At 71.3% G+C, this 15,689-nt stretch carries 15 protein-coding genes; 6 read left to right on the top strand and 9 right to left on the bottom strand.

What is annotated here, in order from left to right:
* Nucleotides 1-82: 82 nt before the first annotated feature.
* From ABZ471_RS13295 to ABZ471_RS13280, 4 genes are all read right to left on the bottom strand, one after another.
* Complete coding sequence (locus ABZ471_RS13295; RefSeq protein WP_359065685.1) at nt 83-2,581, bottom strand: SpoIIE family protein phosphatase; 2,499 nt, start codon at nt 2,579-2,581, stop codon at nt 83-85.
* Between the two features lie 314 nt (nt 2,582-2,895).
* A complete protein-coding gene (locus tag ABZ471_RS13290) occupies nt 2,896-4,008 on the bottom strand; it encodes a hypothetical protein (protein WP_359065683.1) in 1,113 nt (370 codons plus the stop codon).
* Between the two features lie 225 nt (nt 4,009-4,233).
* Nucleotides 4,234-5,874: a M48 family metallopeptidase gene (locus ABZ471_RS13285; RefSeq protein WP_359065681.1), complete on the bottom strand. Its 1,641-nt coding sequence runs from the start codon at nt 5,872-5,874 to the stop codon at nt 4,234-4,236.
* A gap of 190 nt (nt 5,875-6,064) precedes the next feature.
* On the bottom strand, nt 6,065-7,183 hold the full coding sequence (locus tag ABZ471_RS13280; RefSeq protein WP_359065679.1) for a hypothetical protein: 1,119 nt from the start codon (nt 7,181-7,183) through the stop codon (nt 6,065-6,067).
* Nucleotides 7,184-7,313: 130 nt separating this feature from the next.
* Here ABZ471_RS13280 and ABZ471_RS13275 point away from each other — a divergent pair, with 130 nt between their 5' ends.
* The gene (locus ABZ471_RS13275) at nt 7,314-8,468 is read left to right on the top strand and encodes a cystathionine gamma-synthase (protein WP_359065677.1); all 1,155 of its coding nucleotides are present in this window, start codon (nt 7,314-7,316) and stop codon (nt 8,466-8,468) included.
* Between the two features lie 4 nt (nt 8,469-8,472).
* Here ABZ471_RS13275 and ABZ471_RS13270 read toward each other — a convergent pair whose 3' ends face one another.
* The 3 genes from ABZ471_RS13270 to ABZ471_RS13260 all read right to left on the bottom strand — a co-directional run bounded on the left by ABZ471_RS13270 (nt 8,473) and on the right by ABZ471_RS13260 (nt 9,898).
* Nucleotides 8,473-8,721 (bottom strand): hypothetical protein, encoded by a 249-nt coding sequence (locus ABZ471_RS13270; protein WP_359065675.1) that lies wholly within the window; start codon nt 8,719-8,721, stop codon nt 8,473-8,475.
* Nucleotides 8,722-8,746: 25 nt separating this feature from the next.
* Nucleotides 8,747-9,250, bottom strand: coding sequence for a sigma factor-like helix-turn-helix DNA-binding protein (locus ABZ471_RS13265; protein WP_359065673.1), 504 nt, complete (start codon nt 9,248-9,250; stop codon nt 8,747-8,749).
* Between the two features lie 141 nt (nt 9,251-9,391).
* Nucleotides 9,392-9,898, bottom strand: a complete 507-nt coding sequence (locus ABZ471_RS13260) for a MarR family transcriptional regulator (protein WP_359065818.1) — start codon at nt 9,896-9,898, stop codon at nt 9,392-9,394.
* Between the two features lie 162 nt (nt 9,899-10,060).
* On the opposite strand from ABZ471_RS13260, the gene ilvA reads away from it, so the two are divergent.
* The 3 genes from ilvA to ABZ471_RS13245 all read left to right on the top strand — a co-directional run bounded on the left by ilvA (nt 10,061) and on the right by ABZ471_RS13245 (nt 13,341).
* A complete protein-coding gene (gene ilvA, locus ABZ471_RS13255) occupies nt 10,061-11,290 on the top strand; it encodes a threonine ammonia-lyase (protein ID WP_359065671.1) in 1,230 nt (409 codons plus the stop codon).
* A 213-nt stretch (nt 11,291-11,503) separates the two neighbouring features.
* Entirely contained in the window at nt 11,504-12,487 is a 984-nt protein-coding gene (locus ABZ471_RS13250) for an ATP-binding cassette domain-containing protein (protein ID WP_359065669.1), read from the top strand.
* Nucleotides 12,484-13,341, top strand: a complete 858-nt coding sequence (locus tag ABZ471_RS13245; protein WP_359065666.1) for an ABC transporter permease — start codon at nt 12,484-12,486, stop codon at nt 13,339-13,341. Before ABZ471_RS13250 ends, ABZ471_RS13245 begins: the two co-directional genes overlap by 4 nt.
* Nucleotides 13,342-13,407: 66 nt before the next feature.
* Here the strand turns inward: ABZ471_RS13245 and greA are convergent, their stop codons facing one another.
* Nucleotides 13,408-13,908 (bottom strand): transcription elongation factor GreA, encoded by a 501-nt coding sequence (gene greA, locus ABZ471_RS13240; RefSeq protein WP_359065664.1) that lies wholly within the window; start codon nt 13,906-13,908, stop codon nt 13,408-13,410.
* A gap of 171 nt (nt 13,909-14,079) precedes the next feature.
* Nucleotides 14,080-14,478 (bottom strand): DUF4307 domain-containing protein, encoded by a 399-nt coding sequence (locus ABZ471_RS13235; RefSeq protein WP_359065662.1) that lies wholly within the window; start codon nt 14,476-14,478, stop codon nt 14,080-14,082.
* 103 nt (nt 14,479-14,581) lie between these two features.
* On the opposite strand from ABZ471_RS13235, the gene mca reads away from it, so the two are divergent.
* Together mca and ABZ471_RS13225 are read left to right on the top strand one after the other, a co-directional pair.
* Nucleotides 14,582-15,463, top strand: coding sequence for a mycothiol conjugate amidase Mca (gene mca, locus ABZ471_RS13230; protein ID WP_359065660.1), 882 nt, complete (start codon nt 14,582-14,584; stop codon nt 15,461-15,463).
* 1 nt (nt 15,464) lies between these two features.
* Nucleotides 15,465-15,689, top strand: a complete 225-nt coding sequence (locus ABZ471_RS13225) for a hypothetical protein (protein WP_359065658.1) — start codon at nt 15,465-15,467, stop codon at nt 15,687-15,689.

The following is a 15,689-nucleotide window of genomic DNA, read 5'->3' as shown; positions in this document are numbered from 1 at the left end:
AACTAAGGCAAGGCTTATCTTAGTTGGGTCAGGAGTCGAGGGTGGCGCCGGGGGCAGGCCGGGTCGAGGGCCCCGCGGACCGTCAACGGGAAAGCGTCTGCTCGGCCCAGATGGTCTTGCCCCGTTCGTGGTAGCGGGTCCCCCAGCCCTGCGTCAGCTGGGTGATGAGGTAGAGGCCGCGGCCGCCCTCGTCCGTCTCCTCGGCCCGCCTCACATGGGGGGAGGTGCTGCTGCCGTCCGACACCTCGCAGATCAGGTGGCGGTCGCGGATCAGCCGCAGAGTGATCGGCCCCGCGCCGTAGCGCAGCGCGTTCGTCACCAGCTCACTGACGATCAGCTCGGTCGTGAACGACTCCTCTTCCAGCCCCCACCGCGCCATCTGCCGTGCCGTCAGCTCTCTGGCCCGGCCGACCATCTCGTCCCGCGCCTCGATCTTCCAGGTGACATGACGGTCCGGAGCCAGACCCCTGACACGGGCCGCCAGGACGGCCACGTCGTCCTGCTGCCGCTCCGGCAGCAACGCACGGACCAGCCTGTCGCACACCTCCTGGGGTGGCGCCGCCGGGGACGTGCCGGAGAGCACGTGGTGCATGCGGCGCAGTCCGGTGTCGAAGTCCTGGTCCCGCGACTCCAGCAGGCCGTCGGTGTAGAGCACCAGGAGGTCCCCGTCGCCCAGCTCGATCTCCCGCTGTTCGAACACGACACCGCCCAGGCCCAGCGGAGGGCCGCCGGGCAGTTCGACGAAGTCGACGGTGCCGTCCGCCGAGACCAGGGCCGGTGGCGGATGCGCGGCCCGGGCCAGCAGGCAACGGCGGGACACGGGGTCGTACACCGCGTACAGGCAGGTCGCTCCCGGTGCCTGGGAGCCTTCGTCGCCGCGCTCGTCGAGGAAGCGGTTCATCTGGTCGTCCAGATGGGTGAGCAGCTCGTCGGGGGGCAGGTCGAGATCCGCGAGCGTGCGGACGGCGGTGCGCAGGCGGCCCATGGTGACGACGGACTGCAGATCGTGTCCGACCACGTCCCCCACCACGAGGGCCACTCGCGCGCCGGACAGCGGGATCACGTCGAACCAGTCGCCGCCCAGCCCCGTGTGCCCGCTCGCCGGCAGATAGCGGGACGCCGTCCGCACGGCCGACGGCGAGGGCAGCCGCTGGGGGAGCAGGCTGCGCTGGAGGGTCAGCGCCGTCGTACGTTCCCGGTGGTACCGGCTGGCGTTGTCCACGCACACCGCCGCGCGGGTCACGATCTCCTCGGCGAGCAGCACGTCGTCCGGCTCGAACCGGCGGGGACTGCGGGAGCGTACGAAGACCGCGGCGCCCAGGGCGACGCCGCGGGCGAGCAGGGGCACGAGCAGCCAGGAGTGGGGCGTCGGTGCGCCGCCCGGCGAGGGGCCGGGGCCCACGGCGGCGGGACAGGCGAGCAGTTCCTCGTCCGTCAGGAGGACGGACTCGCCCTTGGCGAGGGCGTCGGCGAACGGCGAGCCGGGCGCTGTCGCCCGCACGTCGGCTTCGCCCACCTTCACCGTGCCGGCACCGCCTTGACCCGTGTCCTCGGCCGCTTGGGCGTGTGCGGCGCGGCGGAGCAGCAGGGGAGGCGGTCGCCGGACATCGGTCGGCTCCGGGCTGTCGCTCGGTTGCGGTCCGTGAGTCGGTTCCGGGCCGTCGGCCGGCTCCCGGCCGCCGGTCGGCTCCCCGCCGGGGAAGAGGGAGTCCAGCAGGTCGACGTAGCAGAGGTCCGCGAGACCCGGCACTGCGACATCGGCCAGTTCCCGGGCGGTGCCCCACAGGTCCATGGTGGTACCGATCCGGTTGGCCGCCTCGTTCGAAACCCTCAGCCGCTCGCGCGAGCGGACCCGCTGGGTCACGTCGGAGACCACATGGGCCAGCGCGATCACCGTCCCCGATGCGTCTCTGAGGGGCAGGATGGACTCCGACCAGACGTAGTCGCGCGGTGAACCGGGTACGGCGTGGCCGACCACCTCGGTGTCCATGAGGGCCTCGCCCGTCGCCAGCACCCGCCGCTGCCGGGCCTCCAGGGCATCGAAGTCCAGCAGGCCGGGCGGGGCCATCTCGCGCATGGTGTGCCCGGCGTACTCGCTCGGCCGGAACACTCCGGCGCGTCGTTCCGTGAGGTTCTGGGTGACGAACCGCAGCTGCGGGTCGAAGACGTCGATGTGGAACGGTGAGTCGGTGAACAGCCCCTTCAGCAGGGCACGCCCGAACTCGTACGTCCGCAGCGCCTCCGGTCCGGCCGCCTGCACGAGCCACGGTCCGTCACCGCTCGCGGAGGTGAGCGGACGGGCCCACACCTCGGCCTCCAGCGGCTCTCCGCCGCGCCGCCGCAGCACCAGGGTCCCGCGCCGAGCGCCGGCGTCCCAGCGCCGGACGAGGTCCCGTGCGTCAGCAGGGTCGTAGAGCAGCTCGTCGGCACGCAGCCCGAGCACCTCCTCCGCCGCGTACCCGAGCATCCGTCGGGCTCCCGGTCCCCAGGCCGCCACGCGGCCCCGGGCGTCCACCAGAGCGTCCGCCTCGCCTCCTGGCTCGGGAAACTCACCGCCCCCGCGGAAGGTGATGTCGCGCATCCCGTACCTCGTCGAGAGAGTTCCGCTGCCCGGCGGCGTTCGTCAGTACATCGTCCAACGGAGCCGTCGACACCGCACGCGCACGCCCCCTTCCCGCCCAGGCGGCAGCGGGCAGGCGCAGCCCGCATACCGGGCGCCGTCTCCTGCCGCGCCCACCTGGCTGTTCATATGTCATATTGCGCACAAAATGCAGCGAAAGGTATGCCGTGAAGGTCGCAGTCATCGGTGGTACCGGGCTGATCGGGTCGCAGGTCGTATCGGACGGTCAAGGGTGACGTCCTCACCGACAAGAACGCCCAGCTCGCCACCACCCGCTACTGCGACTGGCTCTCCTGACCCGCTCCCGCCGTCGCCGCCTGCACCGTGTCGTTGCGGACCTGGCAGTAGTACGCGGCCGCCCCGTCCCCCCGGTAGCTCCATGGCAGCGCGTCCACATACCCGTCGACCAGCTTGAACTGCTCCAGCGCCGCCTCGTGCCGGTCCTGCAGGTGGAGGTAGAACGCCAGCAGGTGGCGCAGGCCCGCGAGGCCGGGGTGGTCGGGGTCCGCGGCCGCCGCGTCCGCGAGGCCCGCGTCGACCCTGGCCACCATCTCGGGCGTGTTGTCGGCCACGGTGTCGGTCGAATCGTCGTGCTCGAAGTGCGCGATGAGCGGCAGCACCGTCAGCAGGCTGCCCAGCGGCGCTTCGGCCGCCGCCCGCTCGGCGAAGTCGAACGCCAGCTGCTGCGAGCCCCGCCACTTCGCGCACCAGTACTGCAGGGCCGAGTAGTGGGCCCCGAAGTGGTGCGGGGCACGCGTGGTGACCTCCGACCACAGCTTGTCCATCTCGGCGTTCGGGTAGCCGAGGCCGAGCGCCACCCAGATCTCCGCGACGTACGGCGTCGGGTCGTCGGGATTGAGGGCGGCCGCCCGCGCGATCTCCTCACGCGCGCCCTTCAGTGTCCGGTGGAAGCCCTGGAACTGCTCCTGCGTCGTGTACTTGGCCTTCTTCGCACCCCGCAGCTCCCAGGCCAGGTACACCGTGCTCTGCGCCCTGACCACGGCCGCGTCCGGGTCCTCGGGGCGCGCAACCTCCCAGGCCAGCAGCCACTCGTCGTCCTTGGCCGCGAGCGTGGCCAGCCGTTCGACGATCGTCGTACGGCGCTCCCAGTCCCGGCCGACGGTGCGCAGCAGTTCCGCGGCGGGCTGCCAGTCGCCGCCGCGCGCCGCGTCGAGCGCCGCCGCCCAGCCCGCGGGCAGGGGTGCGCCCAGCTCGGTGTTCTGCCGCTCGGCAGGCAGCAGTCCGAGCTTCTCGGCTGCCGCCGCGGCCTCGGAGCCGTCGTCGGGGCTCGGGTTGAGGAACTCCTTCAGAAACACCCCGGCGATCCACACCACGAAGATCAGCGTGGGGACGGCCAGGACGGCCAGGATCCAGAGCAGGACGGTCATGGGCGGGTGCGATCCGTTCGTCGAATGAGGCTGCGGCGGGAGGCTGGGGGTGCGGGTTGGTCGCGCGGGGTGCGCCGGACGGTCGGGGTGCGGGGTGCGGCGGGCGGTCGGGGTGCCGCTCGCTCGTACGGGTTGTGGTGGACGGCCGCGGTGCGGGTCTCTCCTACGGGCCGCGGTGCCGGGTCTCTCGCACCGGCTCCGTCGGACGGCCGCGGTGTCCCTCGCTCACACGGGCTGTGGCGTCGCCGGCGGCAGCAGTGCCCGCAGCGGTGCGGTGTCGGGGTGGTCGGCGAGCGCCGCGTCCACGGCCGCCTCGAGTGCGGCCTCGGGGCCCTCGTCCGCCGTGTTCTCCGAGGCCCAGCCGGGCAGCCGGACGGCGGCCGCGCGCGACCAGGAGAACTCCCAGCTCAGCAGCGAACGGGCGCTGAACTCCGCCAGCACCATCGTCCGCAGCGACCGGTGCAGCTGGGGCCGTACGAACTCGCGGAAGGCCCGGCCTTTCGCCGCGGCCGCCTGCTCGGACAGTGGCAGTCGCTCCGCCAGCCGCCACAGCCGGCCGTCGTCGATGACCTCCAGCAGGGCGGACAGCGTCGCAGGCTGCCCGGTGTAGTCGGCGAGCGCCCGGTGCAGCGGGGTGTTCGCGGAGGACATGCCCGCGGCCATGGCGGCGTCCAGCAGCTCCTGCCACTCGGCGGAGCGCCGGTAGGCGAGGACCTCGTCCGCCAGGACGGCCTCCTCCAGTACGGCCAGGGTGCGCCGGGCATCGGTGAGCAGGGCGAGGGCCGAGCCCTTGGCCTCCTCGGTGCGCCCGTCGGCGGGCAGCGCCTCGACCCGGCGTACCCGCTCGTCCATCGGCGGATGGGAGTCGTACGGCGAGGTCTGATCGCTCGGTCGGTGGGCCCGCAGCTCCGCCAGCTCCGGCTCGCGGGCCGTCAGCAGCCGGCCGAAGCCGCCGAAGAACTCGCCGCGCGGCGGCAGCAGCCGTACCGGCAGGCCGAGGGTGGCGTAGGAGTCGAGGTAGAAGTCGTGGCAGTCGGCCAGGACCGGGATCTCGCGCAGCGCCGAGGCGGTCGCGTCGCGCCCGGCGATCCGGGCGGCGGCCAGGTCCGCGGCGTACTCCTGGGCGCGGGCCGTGCTGAGGGAGGCACGCAGATAGAGCTTGCCGTACCAGGTGTAGATCGCGGCCATCATCCGGTACGTCGCCCCGGCCCCGCCGGTCTCGATCTCCCTGGCCTTCTTGCCCCTCGCGACCCGCTTGGCGGAGGCCTTCTCCTGCCGGGCGCGCTCGGCTGCCACCTTGCCCTCGGCCTTGGCACGGAAATGCCCGATGACCCGGGCGATCTGTGCCCGGCCGCGCACCACGAGCGCGGACAGCCGGGTGTCACCGCCGGTGAAGTGGCCGTATTCGTGGGCGAGTACGGCCCTCAGCTGCGCCTCGGTCAGACCGGTCAGCAGCGGTACGCCGAGGTGGAGCCGGCGCGGGCCGGGGAGCAGGCCGAGCAGGCGGGACTCTTCGCTGACGGCCGCGTTGACGTCGGCGGTGAGCAGGATCCGGTCGGGTGCGCGGGTCCCGGTCGCCGTCGCGAGTTCCCGGACCAGCGCCCACAGCCGGGGCTCGTCGGCCTCCGTGGCCTCGATGCCGGGCGGTTCCTCGCCCCGGGGCGTGCGCAGCATGAACATGCCGCGTACGACGGGGACGGCGAGGACCACGGAGACGATGAAGATCTTGAAGGCGGCCGCACCGCGCAGCCCCGAGCTGTACGCGGCGACGTCGACACCGGCCAGCGCCGCGAGCAGCAGCACGCTCAGCAGATAGAAGCCGCACAGCAGGACGAGGGCGCGCAGCGCGCGCAGAGTTGCGCCCATCGGGCAGATCCCCCCACAGGACCCAGGAAAGCGGACATGGCGGACACCGCGTCGCGGTGCCGGAGAGTGTGGGGGGACTCGGAGCACGTCCGGAGCAGGCCCAAGGCAAAGCAAGAGCAAACTCGGAGCATGCGGAGTATGCCCTACCCCAGGTCAGCGGGGCAATCCACAGGAGCCGCCGGCCGGCCGGTCAGCCGGGCAGGCTCGCCGGGCTGCCGCCGTTCGCCTCGTAGCCGCCCACCGCCAGCGCGCGGTAGAGGGCGAATGCCTCGGCCGGGTCGTCGGACAGGGTCCAGGGCAGCGCGCCCACATGGCCGTCGACGTGTATCAGCTGGTCCATGGCCTCCGCCCAGCGCTCGGCGCGGACCAGGAAGAAGAGCAGCAGATGGCGGACGTGCGCGAGCATCGGGTCGTCGGGGCGGGCGGTGTGCACCGCGTGCAGCGCGCCGTGCATCGCCTTGGTGACGACCTCGCTCTCGTAGAAACTCGCGACCAGGTTCACCTCGGGGAGGTGCTCGAAGACCGCGAACAGCGGCAGCGCGGCGAGCAGCGAGCCCTCGGGGGCGCGGGCCGCAGCGGCCTCGGCGAACGCGTACGCCTGCGCGCGCGAGCCGTGCCACTTCTCGCACCAGTAGTGCAGCGCGGCCAGGTGTGCGCCCATGTGGTGGGGTGCGCGGTCCAGGACGCTCAGCCAGAGCTTCTCGAACTCGGGCTGCGCAAAGGCGAGGCCGCGGGCGACGGACAGTTCGACGATGTACGGCACCGGGTCGCCGGGGGCCGGCAGCGCCGCCTGTCCGCAGGCCTCCCGGGCCTCCTCCATGATGATCCGGAAGTCCTCCGCGCCGGGCGTCGACGTCCGCCACGCCTGCTGCACCAGGAACTCGGCGTGCACCGCCGCACCGCCCGCGTCCTTGGGCTGCTCGGCCCGCCACACCCGGAGCCACTGCCCGCCCGGCGTCTCGTGCACCCCGCCCGGCCGCTGCTGCAGCTCGAGGGCCGCCGCACCGGCGAAGGCCTGCACCCGCTGCCAGCGCACTTCGCCCTCGGCCTCGGTGCCGGCCAGCAGCTGGGCGGCCGCGCGATAGTCCTGTGTGCGCTGCACCAGCTCCAGGGCCGCCAGCAGGTCCTGGTCGGGGCCGGGCATCCGCACGTCCAGCTCCTCCTGGCCCACGAAGCCGTAGCGCGCCGGATCGGCGGCGTCCGGGTGGCCCGGGGAGACCCGCTCGATCACCCCGCGCCTGCGCCGCAGGAGCGGGAGCAGCACGAAGCTCAGCAGGACCAGGGCCATGAGCAGCCAGAGAATCGACATGCCTCAAGCGAACCAGACACCGCCGACAATTGGCCAACCCCGCCGGACGGGCCTGTGGACAACTCGTCCCCGACTCGAGGGCGGGCCTGCCGGACCACAGCATCCGGCCAGGCGCACTACGCTCGGTGGAATGAGCGACAGGCAGATCAGTCAGCACTTCGAGACACTGGCGATTCACGCGGGCAACACCGCGGATCCCCTCACCGGCGCGGTCGTCCCGCCGATCTACCAGGTCTCGACCTACAAGCAGGACGGCGTGGGCGGACTGCGCGGCGGCTACGAGTACAGCCGCAGCGCCAACCCGACCAGGACCGCCCTGGAGGAGAACCTCGCCGCGCTGGAGGGCGGGCGGCGCGGTCTCGCGTTCGCGTCCGGCCTGGCGGCCGAGGACACCCTGCTGCGTACGCTGCTCAGCCCCGGCGACCACGTGGTGATCCCCAACGACGCCTACGGCGGCACCTTCCGCCTCTTCGCCAAGGTCGTCACCCGATGGGGCGTGGAGTGGTCCGTCGCCGACACCAGCGACCCGGCCGCCGTACGCGCCGCGATCACCCCGAAGACCAAGGCCGTCTGGGTGGAGACCCCCTCCAACCCGCTGCTCGGTATCACCGACATCGCCGCGGTCGCCCAGATCGCCCATGACGCGGGCGCGAAGCTCGTCGTCGACAACACCTTCGCCACGCCCTACCTCCAGCAGCCGCTGTCGCTCGGCGCGGACGTCGTCGTGCACTCGCTGACCAAGTACATGGGCGGCCACTCCGACGTCGTCGGCGGTGCGCTGATCGTCTCCGACCAGACGCTGGCCGAGGAACTGGCCTACCACCAGAACGCGATGGGTGCCGTCGCCGGCCCCTTCGACTCCTGGCTGGTGCTGCGCGGCACCAAGACCCTCGCGGTGCGCATGGACCGGCACAGCGAGAACGCCACCCGGATCGCCGACATGCTGACCCGGCACCCGCGCGTGACCCGCGTCCTGTACCCGGGGCTGCCCGAGCACCCCGGCCACGAGGTCGCCGCCAAGCAGATGAAGGCGTTCGGCGGCATGGTGTCCTTCCAGGTCGAGGGCGGCGAGGAGGCCGCCGTCGAGGTGTGCAACCGTGCCCAGGTGTTCACCCTCGGCGAGTCCCTCGGCGGTGTCGAGTCGCTCATCGAGCACCCCGGCCGGATGACGCACGCCTCCGCGGCGGGCTCCGCCCTGGAGGTTCCCGCCGACCTGGTCCGGCTGTCCGTCGGCATCGAGAACGTCGACGACCTGCTGGAGGACCTGCAGCAGGCCCTGGGCTAGCCGGTCACCAGTCGATGAAGGGTGGGGTCGTCTGCGACGGCGGCTCCACCCAGGGACGGACCGACACCGCCCAGACGGTGAACGCCACGGCCGCGGCGAACAGCAGCAGCCACAGCACGCGGTGGACGAGCCGGCGGCGCCGCAGCAGGCGCTCGCCGCGCCGGACGGCCTCGCCGTACAGGTCCGGCGGCACGTGGGCCGACGTCTGCTCCAGGATCCGCCGTACGGCGGCCTCCCGCTCGGGGCGGTTCACCGGGGTCTCCCGCCCGGCCGCCGCCTCATGACGGCGCCACCTTCGCACCCACCGCGCGCGGGACGGCCGCGGGCGCCGGATGCAGCACGGTGGCCGTGGCGCGGTCGCACAGCGAGTGCACCCGCTCGACGGGCAGGCCGAGCAGGGCCGCCACCTGTTCCTCGGCCACTCCCTCGTACATCCGCAGCACCAGGACCAGCCGCTCCTGCGGCGTCAGGGCGCAGAGCGGGCTGCGCGGATGCGGCCGGGCGCGGCCGAAGGCGCCGTAGTGGTGCCACGCCTCGTGCGCGAAGCGCGTGGCGAGGTCCTGGCGGGCGCACTCGTAGGGGTCCTCGCCGTGCAGCCGGTCCCAGCGGGCGTAGGTGTGGGCGAGCGCCAGCGTCAGCAGGCGCCGCGCGCGCGGGTTGGCATCCGGCGCCTCCGCGGTGAACAGGGTGGCGCTGTGCAGCAGCCGCCCCGCCGCGCCCGCGACGAACGCCTCGAACTCCCGGGCCCGGCGGGCAGCACGGGATGCCTGTCGATCACGCACCGCGCCTCCCCCCTGAGGGGGTCCCGTCCGGTACGGGACGGCCGAATCGCGTACGCCGCAGGACCCGGTCTCATATGAGGCCAGCGGCGGCCCGAGGTCAATACTCGGGACCGCACCGGTGCGGTGTGCCCGCGGCGGGCCTCAGGACGCCGGCGGCTGATCCGGGGCCGGTACCCCCTGGACCGCCATCCGCGCGGAGAGCGCCGTGTTGAAGCGGGTCAGGAGCGTGCAGAACTGCTCGCGCTCCTCCGGCGCCCAGTCGTGTGTCAGCTCGGCCATCAACTGGCGCCGCGACGAGCGCACTTCCTCCAGCCGCGAGGCCCCGCGAGGGGACAGCTGCAGCACCACCGCACGCCCGTCCTCCGGGTGCGAGGTGCGCTTGACGAGCCCGGTGTCGACCAGGGGCGCCACCTGCCGGGTGACCGTGGAGGAGTCGATCCCCATGCTCGCGGCGAGCGCCTTGACGCCCATCGGGCCTTCCTTGTCGAGGCGGTTGAGCAGCAGGTATGCGGCGCGGTCCATGGAGTTGCGCACCTGTCCGACGCCGCCGAGCCGGGTCTGTTCGGCACGGCGGGCGAACACCGCCACCTCGTGCTGAAGGGTGTCGAGAAGACCGGTGTCACCGACGGTCGTCATGTCCATCGACATTTCAGGTGTTGTGGGCATGGCCGGAGGCTCGCTTCATGAAGGGCTGCTGGGTTGGGGGACAGGGTACGCGGCCCGGGGGCAAGCCGTACCGGCGCCGACCAAACCGGTCTCGGAGCTTGGTCACACCAGTAGCCCGCGAGCGTGAACTGCGAGACTTGAGTCATGAGCTATGGCACGGCTGACTCCTTGCGCTCCGTCACCCTCGACGATGTGCGCGGAGCCCGGAAGATGCTCTCCGGCGTGGCACGCGTGACGGCGATGGAGAGCAGCCGCCACCTGTCCCAGCTGGTCGGTGCGCCGGTGCACCTCAAGTGCGAGAACCTCCAGCGGACCGGCTCGTTCAAGCTGCGTGGCGCATACGTCCGGATTGCCGGACTTCTCCCGGAGGAACGTGCCGCCGGAGTGGTGGCCGCGAGCGCCGGGAACCATGCGCAGGGCGTCGCACTCGCCTCCGCGCTGCTCGGTGTCCACGCCACTGTGTTCATGCCGAAGGGCGCCCCGCTGCCGAAGATCAGCGCGACCCGGGACTACGGCGCCGAGGTGCGCCTGCACGGCCAGGTGGTCGACGAGACGCTGGCCGCCGCCGAGGAGTACGCGGAGAAGACGGGTGCGGTGCTCATCCACCCCTTCGACCACCCGGACGTCATCGCAGGTCAGGGAACCATCGGCCTGGAGATACTGGAGCAGTGCCCGGAGGTGCGCACGATCGTCGTCGGTATCGGCGGTGGCGGACTCGCGGCCGGTATCGCGGTCGCGGTGAAGGCGCTCAGGCCGGACGTGCGGATCGTCGGGGTGCAGGCGGAGGGTGCGGCCGCCTACCCGCCCTCGCTCGCGGCCGGCCGGCCGGTGTCGGTCCGGAACCCGGCGACGATGGCCGACGGCATCAAGGTGGGGCGTCCGGGGCTCGTGCCGTTCGGGATCATCTCCGAGCTGGTGGACGAGGTGCGCACGGTCAGCGAGGACCAGCTGTCGGCCGCGCTGCTGCTGTGCCTGGAGCGGGCCAAGCTGGTCGTGGAGCCGGCCGGGGCGAGCCCGGTCGCGGCTCTGCTCGGGGAGCCCGGTGCCTTCGCGGGACCGGTCGTCGCCGTGCTGTCCGGCGGCAACGTCGATCCGGTGCTGCTGCAGCGGGTGCTGCGGCACGGTATGGCCGCGCAGGGCCGCTACCTGGCTGTTCGGCTGCGGCTGACGGACCGGCCGGGCGCCCTCGCCACGCTTCTCGGGGTGTTGTCAGTGGTCGACGCTAACGTCCTCGACGTGAGCCACGTGCGAACCGATCCCCGGCTCGGGCTCACGGAGGCGGAGGTGGAGCTGCACCTCGAGACGAAGGGACCGGCGCACTGCGCCGAGGTCGGCCAGGCCCTGCGCGAGGCGGGTTACACGGTCATCGACTAGGGCCTGTCCGGGGTCCGGAGCGGCAGTGTCCTTCGTTCGGGAAAACCCATTGAGAGACGCGATACATCGCGTTATGGTGTGTCGCGTGGCCGCCGGTCCGCCGGTTCGCACGCGGAGACTTCACGCGCAGAAACCCCACGTGGAAAACCGCAGGCGGATCCGAGCGCGCAAACCTAGCCTTCTCGAAGAATCCCCGACGACGTGGAGACTCACATGCCAGGCGCCATCTATGCCGAAGGTCTGGTGAAGACCTTCGGCGACGTGAGAGCACTGGACGGCGTCGACCTCGATGTCCCCGAGGGCACGGTCCTCGGCCTGCTCGGGCCGAACGGCGCCGGCAAGACGACGACGGTCCGCTGTCTGACGACCCTGCTGAGCCCCGACAGCGGCCGGGCCGTCGTCGCGGGCGTGGACGTGCTCAAACACCCCGACACCGTGCGCCGCTCCATAGGCCTGTCCGGCCAGTTCGCGGCGGTCGACGAATACCTGACCGGCCGGGAGAACCTCCAGATGGTCGGGCAGCTCTACCAGATGAGGGCCAGGGTGGCCAAGCAGCGCGCAGCCGAACTGCTGGAGCAGTTCAACCTCGCGGACGCCGCCGACCGCCCCGCCAAGACCTACTCCGGAGGCATGCGCCGCCGGCTCGACCTCGCCGCCGCCCTCGTGGTCTCACCGCCCGTGATGTTCATGGACGAACCCACCACCGGCCTCGACCCGCGCAACCGCCAGCAGCTGTGGGAGGTCATCAAGCAGCTCGTCTCCGGTGGTACGACCCTGCTGCTGACCACGCAGTACCTGGAAGAGGCCGACCATCTCGCCCACGACATCGCGGTCGTCGACCACGGCCGTGTCATCGCCAAGGGCACCTCCGACCAGCTCAAGGCCCGCACCGGCGGCGAGCGCGTCGAGGTCGTGGTGCACGAGCGCGAGCACATCCCGAGCGCCGCGGAGGTCCTGCGCGGCTTCGGCAAGGGCGACACCACGGTCGAGGAGCACACCCGCCAGCTCACCGTCCCCGTCACCGGCGGCGCCAAGCTGCTCGCCGAGGTCATCCGGGAACTGGACACCCGCGGGATCGAGATAGACGACATAGGACTGCGCCGCCCCACCCTGGACGACGTCTTCCTGTCCCTGACCGGACATGTGGCCGAGGCCGCCGACCAGGACGGGACCAACGGCAAGGAGGCCGTGAAATGAGTGCCGTCACCGACGCCGTACGCATCGCGGCGCCCGGCAACCCCATCGGCCGGTCCGTCCGTGACTCGCTGATCGTCGCCAAACGCAACCTGATCCGGATGTCCCGGATCCCCGAGATGGTGATCTTCGGGCTGATCCAGCCGATCATGTTCGTGGTGCTGTTCACCTACGTGTTCGGCGGCTCCATGAAGATCGGCACCAGCACCAGCGCGATCGACTACAAGAACTTCCTGATGGCCGGCATCTTCGCGCAGACCGTGACGTTCGCCACCGCCAGCTCCGGCGCCGGCATCGCCGACGACATGCACAAGGGCCTCATCGACCGCTTCCGCTCCCTGCCCATGGCACGCGGCGCGGTGCTGACCGGTCGCACCCTCGCCGACCTCGTCCAGACGGCCCTCACCCTGCTGGTCCTGGCCGTCGTCGCGCTGCTGGTCGGCTGGCGGATCGGCACCTTCCACGACACCGACGCCGGCAGGGTCCTCGCGGCCTTCGGCCTGCTCCTCCTGCTCGGGTACGCGTTCACCTGGATCGGCGCCCTGATCGGCCTGACCGTCCGCACCCCGGAGGCGGCCACCTCCGGCGGACTGATCTGGCTCTTCCCGGTGACCTTCATCTCCAACGCGTTCGTCGACACCAGCAACATGACCCCTTGGCTGCGCCACATCGCCGAGTGGAACCCGTTCAGCGCCACCGTCCAGGCGTGCCGTGTTCTGTTCGGCAACCCCGGCCAGTCCACTTCGACGGCCTGGCCCATGCAGCACCCGGTCTGGGCCTCGCTGCTCTACTCGGTCCTGATCGTGGTCATATTCCGCACCCTGGCCGTCCGTAAGTACCGCTCGGCGACCGCCTGAGAACATGCGGCGCCCCCGGTGTCACGCGGACACCGGGGGCGCGATGTGAAGCGGGGGGTGGTGGGATCAGGCCGAGTACGGCTCGGCCTTCAGGATCCGCACCGAGGCCTTCTTGCCGTTCGGCAGCTCGTACTCGGCGTCCTCGCCGACCTTGTGGCCGGTGACGCCGGCGCCGAGCGGGGACTGCGGCGAGTACGTCTCGATGTCGGCGCTCGCGTACTCGCGGGAGGCGAGCAGGAACGTCAGCGTGTCGTCCTCGTCACCGTCGAAGGCGATCGTGACGACCATGCCCGGCGCGACGGCACCGTCCGCGGAGGCCGGAGCCTCGCCCACCTGGGCGTTCTCCAGAAGCTGGGTCAGCTGGCGCACGCGGAGCTCCTGCTTGCCCTGCTCCTCCTTGGCCGCGTGGTACCCGCCGTTCTCGCGCAGGTCGCCCTCCTCGCGCGCGGCCGCGATCTTGGCGGCGATCTCCGTGCGCGCAGGACCAGTAAGGTACTCAAGCTCGACCTTGAGCTTGTTGTACGCCTCCTGGGTCAGCCAGGTGACGTTCTCGCTGGTCTGGGTCACAGGGTGCTCCTCGTCGGTACTGGGAATACAAAGCATCGCCCTATCCAGAAGCATGTTCCCTCTCGGAAGGGCGAAACCACGAGCCTAACAATTCAACGGCGAAAGGGGGAGGACATAAGCCATAAGAATCACGTCAACGCAGGTCAGCGTGGAGGTGTTCCGGGTGATCGATCAGTCGGTGTGGCAGCCGAGCAGCTCGGCCGTGGTGCCCTCGGCCGTCGTACGGAGCGTGACGACCTTGTCGATGCGCGTGGCCGAGCCGGTGAAGCGGAAGTCCGCCCGCCCCACCTCGGCGCCGTCGGCCGACTGGGAGCGCAGGGTGCAGTAGCCGGAGGCGCCGGAGTCCTTGTGGACCTCCAGATGCACCTGGACCGCGTCGTCCGAGGCCTTGAAGGTGATCACCTGGGCGCTGATCTCGTTCTGCGCCACGTAGTGGTAGGCGAAGTAGCCGACCAGCGCGAGCAGGGCAGCGCCCAGTACCGATCCGGCGATCCTGAGCTTGCGGTCGGCACGCTCGTCCGAGGAGCGGCCGTAGCGGCCCTCGGGCAGCCGCGTGCTCGCCGTACCCATGATCGTCCTCTCCGCGGAATTATTCGCCCCCCGATTCGGTCACTATAGAAGCCGCCGAACGCACCCCAAGACGCGGGGGCGCCGACCTACCGAGGATCGAGTCTTGACTGACCAGCTGCGACTGATGGCCGTGCACGCGCACCCCGACGACGAGTCGAGCAAGGGCGCGGCGCCCATGGCGAAGTACGTGTCCGAGGGGGTGGACGTGCTGGTGGTGACCTGCACCGGCGGAGAGCGCGGCTCCATCCTCAATCCCAAGCTGCAGGGCGACAAGTACATCGAGGAGCACATCCACGAGGTACGCAAGAAGGAGATGGACGAGGCCCGGGAGATCCTCGGCATCAAGCAGGAGTGGCTCGGCTTCGTCGACTCCGGCCTGCCCGAGGGCGACCCGCTGCCGCCGCTGCCCGAGGGCTGCTTCGCCCTGGAGGACGTCGACAAGGCGGCCGGCGAGCTGGTGCGGAAGATCCGCTCCTTCCGCCCGCAGGTGATCACCACCTACGACGAGAACGGCGGCTACCCGCACCCCGACCACATCATGACCCACAAGATCTCGATGGTGGCGTTCGAGGGCGCGGCGGACGCCGAGAAGTACCCGGAGTCCGAGTTCGGCCCGGCGTACCAGCCGCTGAAGCTCTACTACAACCAGGGCTTCAACCGCCCCCGCACCGAGGCCCTGCACCAGGCGATGCTCGACCGCGGCATGGAGTCGCCGTACGGGGACTGGCTCAAGCGCTGGAAGGAGTTCGAGCTGACCCCGCGCACGCTGACCACGCACATCCCGTGCGCGGACTTCTTCGAGATCCGTGACAAGGCGCTGATCGCCCACGCCACGCAGATCGACCCCGACGGCGGCTGGTTCAGGGTGCCGATGGAGCTGCAGAAGGAGGTCTGGCCGACGGAGGAGTACGAGCTGGCGAAGTCGCTCGTCGACACCTCCCTCCCCGAGGACGACCTCTTCGCGGGCATCCGCGACAATGCCTGACATGAGCGCAAGCCTGGCACTGACGCATCTCGTCCCCCTCGCCAAGGAGGTCGACGAGAACAAGGTCACCCCCGGCGTCCTCGGCTTCATCGTCTTCGCGGTGATGGCCCTGGCGGTCTGGGGCCTGATGAAGTCGATGAGCAAGCACATGCAGAAGGTCGACTTCAAGGAGGCCCCGGACACCGAGGCGGCCAAGAAGGCCGACTCCACGGCACCGCAGGGCTGA

The sequence above is a fragment of the Streptomyces sp. NPDC005728 genome (assembly GCF_040630895.1).
Taxonomy (GTDB): domain Bacteria; phylum Actinomycetota; class Actinomycetes; order Streptomycetales; family Streptomycetaceae; genus Streptomyces.
This window is presented reverse-complemented; position numbering and strand designations above follow the sequence as displayed.

What these genes read in the sequence shown, in the direction of transcription:
- ABZ471_RS13295 (WP_359065685.1), bottom strand. Translation starts at nt 2,581, where the DNA reads ATGCGCGACATCACCTTCCGCGGGGGCGGTGAGTTTCCCGAGCCAGGA.
- ABZ471_RS13290 (WP_359065683.1), bottom strand. Translation starts at nt 4,008, where the DNA reads ATGACCGTCCTGCTCTGGATCCTGGCCGTCCTGGCCGTCCCCACGCTG.
- ABZ471_RS13285 (WP_359065681.1), bottom strand. Translation starts at nt 5,874, where the DNA reads ATGGGCGCAACTCTGCGCGCGCTGCGCGCCCTCGTCCTGCTGTGCGGC.
- ABZ471_RS13280 (WP_359065679.1), bottom strand. Translation starts at nt 7,183, where the DNA reads ATGTCGATTCTCTGGCTGCTCATGGCCCTGGTCCTGCTGAGCTTCGTG.
- ABZ471_RS13275 (WP_359065677.1), top strand. Translation starts at nt 7,314, where the DNA reads ATGAGCGACAGGCAGATCAGTCAGCACTTCGAGACACTGGCGATTCAC.
- ABZ471_RS13260 (WP_359065818.1), bottom strand. Translation starts at nt 9,898, where the DNA reads ATGTCGATGGACATGACGACCGTCGGTGACACCGGTCTTCTCGACACC.
- ilvA (WP_359065671.1), top strand. Translation starts at nt 10,061, where the DNA reads ATGAGCTATGGCACGGCTGACTCCTTGCGCTCCGTCACCCTCGACGAT.
- ABZ471_RS13250 (WP_359065669.1), top strand. Translation starts at nt 11,504, where the DNA reads ATGCCAGGCGCCATCTATGCCGAAGGTCTGGTGAAGACCTTCGGCGAC.
- ABZ471_RS13245 (WP_359065666.1), top strand. Translation starts at nt 12,484, where the DNA reads ATGAGTGCCGTCACCGACGCCGTACGCATCGCGGCGCCCGGCAACCCC.
- ABZ471_RS13235 (WP_359065662.1), bottom strand. Translation starts at nt 14,478, where the DNA reads ATGGGTACGGCGAGCACGCGGCTGCCCGAGGGCCGCTACGGCCGCTCC.
- ABZ471_RS13225 (WP_359065658.1), top strand. Translation starts at nt 15,465, where the DNA reads ATGAGCGCAAGCCTGGCACTGACGCATCTCGTCCCCCTCGCCAAGGAG.